This is a genomic window from Kurthia sp. Dielmo, assembly GCF_000307285.2.
GTDB lineage: Bacteria > Bacillota > Bacilli > Bacillales_A > Planococcaceae > Kurthia > Kurthia populi.
In genome coordinates this window covers 53,700-63,579 of record NZ_HE578957.1, presented here as the reverse complement: position 1 = coordinate 63,579, position 9,880 = coordinate 53,700, and the positions used below count along the sequence as shown (strand labels likewise).

The following is a 9,880-nucleotide window of genomic DNA, read 5'->3' as shown; positions in this document are numbered from 1 at the left end:
ACTTATTATGCTGTTTGCCGTTTTAATTTATACTTTGTTCAAAAAAGATTGGGGCTCTCTGTCAACATATAAAAAATTAACGACAAAACGACTTGTTGGCTTTATGCTCATCGTCTTTTTAATTGGTGCATATGATGGCTTTTTAGGACCTGGGACTGGTTCATTTTTTATCTTTGCATTTCTCATGATCGGCTTTGATTTTTTACGTGCTGCTACAAGTGCCCGTTTTTTAAATTTTGGTAGTAATATCGCAGCTCTACTCGTGTTTGCATCACTTGGGCAAATCAATTATGCCTACGGTCTACCAATGGGCATTGCACAAGTTTTTGGCGCAATCGTTGGTACACGCTTTGCCATTAAAAAAGGCAGTGGCTATGTACGAGGATTATTCATTGTCGTCACAATTGCACTACTTGCTAAAAATACGTATGATTACTTCTTTAGTTGAACTATTACTATTCCCTTGACATGGGCGTCTTCTGACTAGAAAAGATAAAAAAAGAGCCCATGCGCAATTGCACATGGGCTCTTTTAATGATGCTTAGTGGTTTGCGTAAACTTTATCTACGCTATCACGTTTGCCATCTACATAGAAATCAAGTGTTTCAATGTTTTTAGCATTTTCAAATTTGTAAATTGCTTCGCCTTCTGAAGCATCTGAAACTTTTTCAGTTGTAACGTCTACACGGTAGTTTGAGTTACGTGTTTTGTTTTCTTTTGTGAATTTCATGTCTGTGATTTTCACTGCGTTACCATCTTTGTCTGTTAAATCTTTTACATATAAATATTGGTTCGTCGCATTTTGAATAACGATTAGACCAGCGTCTTTACCGTCTTTTGCTTCATTGTAATATTCAGTTGCGAAATCTTCTAATTTAGAAGCGTTCACTTGTTCAGATGTTACAGCTTTTTCGCCACAACCAGCTAATAATACCGCTGAAAGTGCTGCGGCTGCAAATAAAGATTTTTTCTTCATTATTGTCATCTCCTGCATTTTCATATATTTATACGACAGTTTTTACATCTTGCATTATATCGTCTTGCCTATTCTAACAAATATTATGGACGAAAAGCAATATAACTCAAAAATGTTCGGCAAATTGTAATAATAAGCTTAAACACTATAATTTATGTCTTATGCTATACTAAATTATACTATTAAAGAAAAAGGAGTTTTGCGATATGAATATGGAAACATCAAAAAATCCTAGTGTCCTTACAAATGATGAACGTAATGTTTACATCTATGCACTAAAAGATGAATTTAATAGCATGGGTATTGACGAAGAGAAACAAGCCTATTACATCGATAAAATTATCAATACAACACCTGAAAATATCGTTCACTTACGCCGATTTGGTGCGATTACTATTTCACGTGAAATAACGAGTCCAGATAATGTCTTTGGCGCATAAAAAGTCTTTAAAAGAAACAATTTGATTATCTGTCTCAACAAAAAGAGGAATCGCGCGTTGGCGGGATTCCTCTTTTTCATTAACGATACATTGTATAACTACCATAATAATTACGTTTAGAACGTTTTAATAATAACACCAAAATAATGATATTAGCTACAACAACGATACCGCCAGCAATAAATGTTGCATACGCTAATATCGTGTCTTTTAAAGCAAGTGCTTCCATTCCTAAGATCACCGCAAATAAAATAGCTAATAATAAACCAATAATTTGTAAAATAATATGTACTACTTTTGCTTCTTCTAAAAAAACATATAGCGCTATTGTTACTATGTATAATACAGCAGCAAAAATAATGGCAAGCCACATTCCTGGACCCATCCACTGATTTTCCAACGAACCAGTTTGAGAAAGCGTCGATTTTGCTGCACATACTACAAGCAATAATGTACCAATTAATGACAGTCCATAAAAAAGGACAACTTTACTATTGTTCATAACTTCCTCCACATATCGATTATTTATTTAAATTATACCATATTCAAAACCTCTAGAAGAATGAAAAAAATAGCAACATTTTTCGTTGATTCACTATGATTGCTCTACTAAATTAAATTCTTTTAAAACGCAAAATAGCTACCGCACTAATTGATGTAGACGATACGCTACTCAATAAGCTCGATAGCTACACATTGACATGCGCTTGGCTAAACATTTGGATATCCGTCCCTCTCTAAAGGATGATGACTTTATATAAATGACAAGGATTTACATGACATAAAGAGGTATTACGCTACTGTGATGCGGTGCTCATATAGCTCACCTGGATACTCTACACGTAAAAATGATGTAACCGAGCTAACTAATTCCTTTGGTAATTCAAAGTGAACCTCATTTAAATGCCATTTGCGCCCTAAGTTGTAAATGCTGTCAATGAATGATTCTGCTGTATGGACAACCTTTCGTTCAAAATTTTCTGTAATATACGCTACTACATAATGAGCATCTTGCTTTGAAACTGTAACATTTAACATATACATCCACTCCTAATATGAATTTTCAAAAAATCATCTAATCAAAAGATGATAGAATAAATATAACACAAAATAGCTAAAAGTAAACATAAAACACTCAAAACTAACCATATTTAACGAAAACTTAACATTGTCGACATGTTTTGTTCAAAAAACAGAGGCTTCGTTCGTGTTTTGGTAACTATTATAATCGTGCAAAGCGCTCATACACATCTTGTAAATTATCACACCCTAGATTCATAGCTTGCTGCACGTATTTTAGCCAAACTTGCGCTGTCATTTTAGCATCACTTAAAGCGTGATGGCGCCCAATAATCGGAATTTGTTGGTGCAGACAAACATCATCTAGCGTTACAAGTGTATGATTATATTCGCAAATTTGAATTAAAAAAGCGGTATCGACAATGCGTTGGTTAAAAGGCGTTTGCAATAGCTGTTGACTATAGTGTTTCATAAAATTCCGTTCATGATTCGCATGATGCGCCACTAATGTACAGCCTTTTGCAAAAACAAGAAAAGCGAGTAATGCCTCACGCAAAGTTGGGGCTTTTGCTGTCATTTCTTGATCTATCCCTGTTAATTCAATAATATTTCGAGGAATGCGCTGTGTTGGCTTCACAAGTGTATAAAATGTTTCTTCTACTACTTGCAAGCCATTCATTTTCACAGCCCCAATGGAAATAATTTCATCTCCCTTTTGAGGTCTAAAACCGGTTGTTTCAATATCAAAAACGACTAATTCTAACTGATCTAACGGCGTTAGTAATGCTTCTTTATTTCTCGATTGTTGTTGCTTTAAACTTCGTAAAAAAGCTAATTGTTCGGCATTTTGAACATCCGTTATCGTTGAAATAGTCGATTTTCCTGTTAATGTACGAACTAATTGTGTAAAAGCTTCAAATGCATGCATCACTCATCATCCTTTAGGCGTAACGCGCAATTACCTCATCATGTAGGCGTTTTGCACGCTTTAATATCTTTTTTAACATTCGCTTATCTTCTAGTGACATCTCTTGCAATGAGATGTAATGGGTATCTTTATACTTTTCAGGCTTTTGATACTGAAAACGCATTCTCAGTAACTCATCAAAATAAAGCGCTACATCTTGTAACAATGCTGCTTCTTTAGTTGCCAATGCGGTAATACGTTCTTGTGTAGAGGTTGCATGTACATGATGTTCTAAAGCTACTAAACGAACGCAGTTAATATATGGTAAAAAAGCACTATATTTTAAATCGATTTCTCCTTGATGCTCCCCGTAGCGTTCCGGTAATAATTGTCCTAACGGTCCTAAGGCAGGCTTTAAATGCATAATATTATGTGTGAAACGCTGAAGTACATACGGGTAATGTGAAATATAATGATCAATCTGTGTTTTCAACTTCTTTAATAACTTTTCACTACCATATAATATGCGTGCATCGTAAAATATTTGTGTGTAGCGTATATGAGACCATTCTGCCGCTTGTAACCACTGCTTTAACTGTTGCTGCCATTCTTTTACCGAAGCATTCCATTGCGGATTTGACGTCATAATGCCTCCTTCACAGTACACATAACCAGCAGTAGCCAACTTATCGGAAAACACTTGCCCGAATGTATGAAAATACGCTTTATGCGCATCATCACTATAAATTAAGCCATGATCCTGATCACTCCAGAAACCTTGTTCTTTTCGTCCGCCACTTCCTGTGATAAATATTGTAAATGGACAAGGTGGTTCGCCCAATTGCTGTAACGTATCATTAATCAATTGCTGCATTAACTTATCGTGACGTTCATTTAATATTGAAATAGATTGACAATTGGCAAAATAATGTTGATACTGTGTCTCATTTAGAAATTTTGTCACGCGCTCACTTCCTTTATGACAAAAACCACCCTAACGAGCGCGTTAGGATGGCGTCTATCGATTATTTACTAGCTAAATATGCTTCGGTTGTTGCGTTGCATTTGTCACTTCTGGTTCGTCGTCCTTCATTGTAGAAGCTGTTGCCCCTAAATGCTCGGGGTAGCCGTACCCACCATGTTCTGAAATATCTAAGCCCATAATTTCTTCCTCTTCACTAACACGGATTGTGCCCATCACTTTTTTCATTACCCATAAGATAGCATATGATGCAACAAAGGCATAAATACCACAAACTGCTACACCCATAAATTGTACCCATAATTGCTCAACACCACCACCATAAAATAATCCAGCTTGACCAACACCTGTGGATTCTGCAAGTGCTCCTGTTGCAAAGAAGCCTGTTGATAATGTACCCCAGATTCCTGGAATACCATGTACAGATACTGCAAAAATTGGATCATCAATTTGTTTTGCTTCTAGGAATCGTGCAGCGAAGAATGTAATAACACCTGCAATTAGTCCAATTACAACAGACGCCCATACATCTACGAAGGCACATGATGCCGTAATCGCTACAAGCCCTGCTAGCATGCCGTTTAAAATCGTTGGAATATCTGATTTTCCTAGCACAACCCACGAAATAAATGTTGCTGCTACCGCGCCAGCACATGCGGCTAACACTGTATTAACTGCCACATAGCCAAAGAATACGCCTTCTACTGACACTGTTGAACCGGCATTAAACCCTAACCATCCAACAAATAAAATCAGTACAGCTAACGCTGAGTATACTTGGTTATGACCAGCAAATTTATTTGCCGAACCATCTTTGTTAAATTTACCAATGCGGGGTTTTAAAACCATTGTTGCTGCTAAGGCAGCCATCGCACCTGTTAAGTGCACAACTGTTGAGCCAGCAAAATCTTGTTTGCCGTGCTCTGCTAACCATCCGCCACCCCAAATCCAATGTGCAACGACTGGATAAACAAGCATACCAAATAAAATTGTAAAGATTACATACACTGAAAACTTCGCACGTTCTGCAAAGCCACCAAGCGCAATTGTTACCGCAATACCAGCGAATGCTAGTTGGAAAACAAAAAATACAGTCGCTGCTAAACTGTCACCCTCGGTTAATGTTCCCCCATAAAAGAAATTCGACATCCCTACAAAAAAGTTTGCGTTATCTCCAAAAATAAAGCCATATCCGATTGCCCAGAAAACTAATGATGCTAAGCCAAATGTAAAAATTGTTTTGCCGGCAACATGTCCTGCATTTTTCATTCGTAATGAGCCTGCTTCTAATAAAATAAAACCACCAATCATAAAAATAACTAAAATTGCTGCTACCATCGTCCAAAGACTGTTCATCAAGTACATTACTTCATCCATATGCTTCTCCTCCTGATTATGTTAGGAAAACGACTTTTTTCATGTGAGGTTTTCTAACATTTTGTTGATATCTTTATTTTTGCTCAAAATGAGATACTTTTCAATATTTTCAGTTAATTATTCTATTTTTTTATGCTTTTTATTCTCAAAAGTAAGCGTTATCATCTATAAATACTACATTCTTCATATCATTTTTCGATAAATAAAGCATTTATTTGTTTTTTAATTATTAAATACATGCCAAATCGAGATGAATAACACACAAAAAAGTAGGATGCGTCTGAAAAGACGCATCCTACTTTTTTTGCGTGTTTTTATAGTTGTTTTTCACGTTCATACTGTTCAATTCGTTTACTAGAAGCGCGTAATGATTTTGTTGCACACGTTTGGCAAATAAAGTTCATTTCTTGACGATTGACACTTTTTACTTTTGCAGGAATAACAAATGTCGTTTCATCAACAGGAATTATCGCACTACAGCGATAACAATAATGCTTGGATTTTGCGGTGACAGCTCGAATATTTTCATACAAATACATTCCGTCTCTTACAATAACATTCACCGGGATATGTCCATGTAAATAGATCGCATCTTCACACATTTTTTGTGCAACTTCCTCACCTTTTTCCAACGTCATATTTCTTAAATGTGTGGTATTAAGAACGCTAACACTCTTTATTTCTTTTTCGAATTTTGTCGCAATGTATGAGGCTGTTTGGCGACGTTCCTTCATCATACAATTCATACACATATTTTGACGATGAAAATGACCATCATCATGGGATAATGCTAAATAAACATTCATTGGCTCCATATAATGAATCGTCACGAAACAACTCGAGCATATTTGTTCTTTGCGTGCACTAATTGTTCTCATTTTTGCCCATGCGCTATTAAAGCCCTCATATGCTTCGCCATCCACCATTTTTGCTATATATTGTGTATTTACAATAAGCTCGCGCGTTTCACGTTGTGCCTGAATAATATCCATTCATATTCCCCTCAATATTATGATACTTTTTTACTCCTTAAAATAAATCAAATTATAGTTTATTTATACTATACAATGATTCCATTGTATCATAAAATATTGTATTTTTTATAGTTCTAACTATCAATTTATTGTCTAAATAAAAAAGAACGGTTTCATAAATCCTTTCCGCTCTTTTTTAGCCTAAAACCTATTTTTTTACATTGGTGTATAAAAATTAATCGTATAATATGGTACATTTTTATTATCAAACGCAACGCCTACACCAACATTCGTCGCTTCCTCACGTAAGATATTTTCACGATGCCCTAAACTATTCATCAATCCCTCATGTGCAAAAATCGAACTAATTTGACCATATGCTAGATTTTCTGCATAAAGCTTTTCCATTGTATAACCGGCAGCAACCATTCGATCTTTCGGTTGGCTTCCATCACTTCCTGTATGAGAGAAATAGCCTTCCTCAATCATATCCTGACTGTGTGCACGTGTTGCACCTTTTAAGCCTTTGTCATACAGAAGTGGCTTTAATCCCGCTTCTACACGACTTTGATTCATTAATAGAACCATTAATCTTTCGTAGCTCAAACGCAACTCCTTATTCGCTGTCGCATAGTAATTTTTCATACGTTGTTCGGTTTTAACCGTCACATATTGAACGGCTCGCACGCGATTATTATTATGTCTATCAATAAAGAACCATAAATAATAGCCATCTTTTTCATAAACAAGTTGCTCTTGCTCATCTTCTTTAGAAAACTGATACATTGTTAAACCATGACGAATGCCATCTAGTGGCTCACCGTATTGTTTCTTTACAGCTTCTTTTGTTGTTTTTCCAATCGTCACATTTAAAATACTGCGGCCTTTTCCGGCTACATACCCACCTGAATCATCGGCTAATTTCAATGTGAAATCTTTATAGTGATTATGCGACACAATCCAATCGACACCATATTCACTTTTTAAGCGTGTCACTTCATTTAATGTATCAACCTTTATTTTATTTTTAGGTTCACTCGCCGTATCACTTATGGAATCAACGCCGACTTGCGCCATTTCTACGACTCGCTGGCTACCTTCTGACAGCATTTGAAAACTCTCTTTTGCATCGTGTAATAATTGTGGTTGCTCTTTTTTTACATATTGAAAACAAAGGGCTAACACGAGTGCAATCATTACTAATTTAAATAATGCTCTCATACAACACCTCTTTCATTTGTATTATACATAACGACGCCTACTAGACTCCAATAGTTCGCACAGGTTCCCATATAAAAACACCGCCACTGACGAGCATGACGGTGCTTTTCGCATAAATTATTTATTTTTTTAATGTTTCTTTCAAATGATCTTTTAATATTTTCCCGGATGTACTACGTGGCAATTCATCCATAAATAAAAACTTCTTCGGTATTTTATAGCTTGCTAAATGTGTTTTACAATACGCTACTAATTCTTGTTCCGTAATCGTTTTCCCGGGATTAGGCACAATTGTTACCGCAACAATTTCTCCCCATACTTGATCAGGAATGCCCATAATCACCGCTTCTTGTACGGCTGGGTGTGTGAGCAAAACATGTTCAATATCTACTGCATATACCGTTTCTCCACCAGATAAAATCGTATTATCTTTTCGCCCAACAATGGTCATATACCCATCCTTATCCTCCGTTGCTAAATCTCCTGTGAATAACCAGCCATTTTTCTTCATTGTAAATGTCGCCGCAGGGTCCTTATAATACTCCGTCATAACTGTCGGACTTTTAATAATGATTTCTCCTTGCGTGCCTTGTGGTACATCTTCCATATACTCATTAACTAAACGAACAGCCGTTAGAGGCATGGCTTTACCTGTTTTCCCTTTATGCTGATGATGTTCAGAAGGCAATAGCATTAAGCCTGTAGGGCCACTTTCCGTCGTACCATAAATATTAAAAAATTGTGCGCCTGAAAACAACGCCATGGCACGGTCAATTAGCGGCACAGGCATTGGTGCAGCCCCGTAGCTTACTACTCGTAAATCAGGTGCTGAAAAATCTACTGGTGCTTGCTCTACTAACGCATGATACATCGACGGGACACCAAAGAAATGTGTTATTTTTCTCGTCTGCATCCATATTAAAATTTCTGATGCATCAAAATGTTCTTGAATAACTAATTTTCCACCTACTAAAGCAGCCATTAGCATAATCGCATTTAATGATAGTCCATGACATAATGGGACACTCACTAAATAGCTATCTTGACGCGTCATTTGACTTAATCGTTCATAAATAAATGCAGTATCCATCACTTGACTATGCGTAAATAATGCACCTTTTGGTTTACCTGTCGTTCCTTGTGTATATAGAATTTCTGCAAAATGTGAGTCTTCTATATGCGTACCGACTGGTTTGATCGAAGTAGCACATAAAGAAGCTAATGGTGAAAATTGTGGATGTTGTTGGTCTCCTCGGTGAACGACTAAGTTTAAGGCTTGTTCTAGTTGTGATAATGCTTGCTCAGCTATGTGCATAAAGACATCATCAAAAATAAATGCTACGACATTAGCATGCTGTAATATGTAAGTTACTTCAGGTGTTGCTGATAAATAATGAATGGGTACTAATACAGCGCCTACTTTCCAAATCGCATAGCTAATGACAACAAAGTCATCAGAATTTTTCATTAGGACAGCGATATGATCTCCCCGGCGAATACCACGGTCTGCAAACCCCTTTGCATAGCGATTAGCTAACTCATCTAACTCTTTCCACGTATAATTCTTTTCTCCAAATTCTAGACACACCTCGTCTGGTATACGTAAAGCGTTCATTTCTAAAGCTGTTGTTGTATTCATGTCCATCCCCCTAATTAAAGCGTATATTCTCTCCATTTCACAATGTTCTTGCTCTTATTTTACACAATTATCCAAAAATTTAAAATAAAAACTTGTATTTGAAAATAATTCTGCATATAAAAAAGAAGCTAAGCATGCTACTCAGCTCCTTTTTTATATTATTTTTTCTTTTCAAATGTAAAATATACTTGTGCTGCACCAATTGCTAGTACTGCTGCTGCCGTTAAATGCATTACCATATTGGCTTCAGGAGATAAACTATCATACGATATAATCGTGAAAAATAATCCTGCAACAATCCATAATGAAAAGAAGATTCGTTTAAACCATAGCAAACCGAGTGG

General features: G+C 36.3%; 12 protein-coding genes. 2 read left to right on the top strand and 10 right to left on the bottom strand.

All coding sequences use genetic code 11. The features are described from left to right. A partial coding sequence (locus KTHG_RS05245; RefSeq protein WP_145988285.1) for a sulfite exporter TauE/SafE family protein occupies positions 1-448 on the top strand: 448 nt, incomplete at its 5' end. 93 nt (positions 449-541) lie between these two features. Here the strand turns inward: KTHG_RS05245 and KTHG_RS05240 are convergent. Further along, a complete protein-coding gene (locus KTHG_RS05240) occupies positions 542-976 on the bottom strand; it encodes a hypothetical protein (RefSeq protein ID WP_126989526.1) in 435 nt (144 codons plus the stop codon). Between the two features lie 206 nt (positions 977-1,182). Here KTHG_RS05240 and KTHG_RS05235 point away from each other — a divergent pair, with 206 nt between their 5' ends. Next, the gene (locus KTHG_RS05235; protein ID WP_126989525.1) at positions 1,183-1,416 is read left to right on the top strand and encodes a hypothetical protein; all 234 of its coding nucleotides are present in this window, start codon (positions 1,183-1,185) and stop codon (positions 1,414-1,416) included. Between the two features lie 79 nt (positions 1,417-1,495). Here KTHG_RS05235 and KTHG_RS05230 read toward each other — a convergent pair whose 3' ends face one another. The 9 genes from KTHG_RS05230 to KTHG_RS21090 all read right to left on the bottom strand — a co-directional run bounded on the left by KTHG_RS05230 (position 1,496) and on the right by KTHG_RS21090 (position 9,871). After that, positions 1,496-1,918 (bottom strand): hypothetical protein, encoded by a 423-nt coding sequence (locus KTHG_RS05230; RefSeq protein ID WP_139991948.1) that lies wholly within the window; start codon positions 1,916-1,918, stop codon positions 1,496-1,498. Positions 1,919-2,208: 290 nt separating this feature from the next. Then, positions 2,209-2,454, bottom strand: a complete 246-nt coding sequence (locus KTHG_RS05225) for a hypothetical protein (RefSeq protein WP_126989523.1) — start codon at positions 2,452-2,454, stop codon at positions 2,209-2,211. A 184-nt stretch (positions 2,455-2,638) separates the two neighbouring features. After that, positions 2,639-3,364, bottom strand: coding sequence for an exonuclease domain-containing protein (locus KTHG_RS05220; protein WP_139991945.1), 726 nt, complete (start codon positions 3,362-3,364; stop codon positions 2,639-2,641). Positions 3,365-3,377: 13 nt separating this feature from the next. Then, entirely contained in the window at positions 3,378-4,307 is a 930-nt protein-coding gene (locus KTHG_RS05215; protein ID WP_255512388.1) for a DUF294 nucleotidyltransferase-like domain-containing protein, read from the bottom strand. Positions 4,308-4,379: 72 nt separating this feature from the next. Continuing rightward, on the bottom strand, positions 4,380-5,702 hold the full coding sequence (locus tag KTHG_RS05210) for an ammonium transporter (protein WP_139991943.1): 1,323 nt from the start codon (positions 5,700-5,702) through the stop codon (positions 4,380-4,382). Between the two features lie 314 nt (positions 5,703-6,016). After that, positions 6,017-6,694 carry a hypothetical protein gene (locus tag KTHG_RS05205; RefSeq protein ID WP_126989520.1) on the bottom strand — a complete coding sequence of 226 codons (678 nt, stop codon included), beginning with the start codon at positions 6,692-6,694 and terminating at the stop codon, positions 6,017-6,019. Between the two features lie 198 nt (positions 6,695-6,892). Then, a complete protein-coding gene (locus KTHG_RS05200) occupies positions 6,893-7,897 on the bottom strand; it encodes a CAP domain-containing protein (protein WP_139991940.1) in 1,005 nt (334 codons plus the stop codon). 121 nt (positions 7,898-8,018) lie between these two features. Next, positions 8,019-9,536: a class I adenylate-forming enzyme family protein gene (locus KTHG_RS05195; protein WP_186439499.1), complete on the bottom strand. Its 1,518-nt coding sequence runs from the start codon at positions 9,534-9,536 to the stop codon at positions 8,019-8,021. 158 nt (positions 9,537-9,694) lie between these two features. Beyond that, entirely contained in the window at positions 9,695-9,871 is a 177-nt protein-coding gene (locus KTHG_RS21090) for a hypothetical protein (RefSeq protein WP_186439498.1), read from the bottom strand. Between the last annotated feature and the right edge of the window lie 9 nt (positions 9,872-9,880).